Source organism: Psychrobacter sp. 1Y4 (assembly GCF_051847555.1).
The window spans coordinates 1-784 of record NZ_JBPYDE010000408.1; the positions used below are offsets into that span (position 1 = coordinate 1).

A 784-nucleotide genomic window follows, 5' to 3' on the forward strand; every position below is an offset into this window, starting at 1 on the left:
CAATGTTATTCACAGTGTATTCACGTTATGTGCCCAATCTAACTCGTCAGGATGGGAGTGCTTTAGATAAGCTACTGATAGAGCGAGGTATAATACAAAATCCATGAAAATACCTATGTTTAACAAAAAGACATCCAAATAGATGTCTTTTTTCGATTTTAATGCTGGATGCTTTACATTAATGAAGCTACAGTTATTTGAATGACTTGTAACGGTAGCAGCATAATGGCTAATAAAGATAGTAACTCTACAAATATTAAGGATTGGTTGAAGCTAAATCTCCTTGATTTCGCTAATGGCAATGATCTTGAAATATTACTTATCGAGCTAAAATTTTTAAAAGATACCTTACCTGAGCAATTTAGATCAGAATTGAAAGATGAGTATCGAACATTGTCTGAATGGATAAAAACATTAGATGTGAATAGTAATTTGACGAAGACGCATGAATTACAGATATACGAAAATGGAATTGCTCATAAAGTATTTTTAGAAAATATTAGAAAGCCTCATCTGCATTTAAAAGATCTCTATCTAATTACCTTTTTAATCCATCGAGCAGACTCGTCTAAAATAAATACTATCCGTGCTGTCTACTTTTTTCTATGTTTAAGGATGGTTGAGTTAACTGACTATGATAGTCGAATTGAAACTACGCTCGATGAATGCAGATTTTTAACGAACAAAACTCGTGAATTTTTAGTTCCGTTTTTACCTGATGTAACAGAATTGAAAAGCCTAAAGGATATTGAGGAGTTTCTTATTAATGCTCAACAAAACGATA

The 784-nt window shown here is 32.1% G+C and carries 1 protein-coding gene; it reads left to right on the forward strand.

The features are described from left to right. Window positions 1–225: 225 nt before the first annotated feature. On the forward strand, window positions 226–784 hold a 559-nt coding region (locus tag ACS8FC_RS16640; RefSeq protein ID WP_439297596.1), incomplete at its 3' end, for a hypothetical protein.